Source organism: Bradyrhizobium sp. BRP19 (assembly GCF_020194195.1).
Classification (GTDB): Bacteria; Pseudomonadota; Alphaproteobacteria; order Rhizobiales; family Xanthobacteraceae; genus Bradyrhizobium; species Bradyrhizobium yuanmingense.
Genome location: NZ_JADYVZ010000084.1, coordinates 1 through 651 on the forward strand (window position 1 = coordinate 1; position 651 = coordinate 651).

The window sequence follows — 651 nt, forward strand, 5'->3', positions numbered from 1 at the left end:
GCTGCTCGACGAATATCGCAGGGTCGATGCGGCAAGCGTCGAGGCCGTCACCAATGCCGTCAACAATGCCGGCCGCGATCTCGGCTTCGTCACGCTGGAGCCCGAGGCGTTCGGCGCGGCCAAGGCGATCTCGATCGACTATGCAGTGATGGAGAAGACCTCGCGCGCCGCCGTCGTGCCGGTGTCGTGCGGCTGGTCCGACGTCGGCTCATGGCATGCGGTGTGGGAGCTGTCGGAGAAGGACGCGCAGGGCAATGCCGCGCACGGCACCGCCGTGTTCGAGGATTCCCGCAATTGCAACGTCACCACGGATTCCGCGCTGGTCGCGCTCGAAGGCGTCGACGATCTCGTCGTGGTCGCGACCGCGGACGCGGTGCTGGTCTCGCGGCAGAAGGATGCCAATGGGCTGAAGCGCCTCGTGACGAAATTGAAGTCGGTCGCGCCGAAAGTCACCGAAGAGCATCTCAAGGTGCACCGGCCCTGGGGCAGCTATCAATCCGTCGACAATGGCGAGCGCCACCAGGTCAAGCGCATCGTGGTGAAGCCGGGCGGGCGGCTGTCGCTGCAAAAGCACCATCATCGTGCCGAGCACTGGATCGTGGTCCGCGGCACGGCGCAGGTCACCGTCAACGAGACCGTGAAGACGGTGCA

The 651-nt window shown here is 65.6% G+C and carries 1 pseudogene; it reads left to right on the forward strand.

Annotated features, from left to right (window positions below):
* Positions 1–651, forward strand: a pseudogene (gene cpsB, locus I6F36_RS38590) (mannose-1-phosphate guanylyltransferase/mannose-6-phosphate isomerase); the annotation flags it as partial.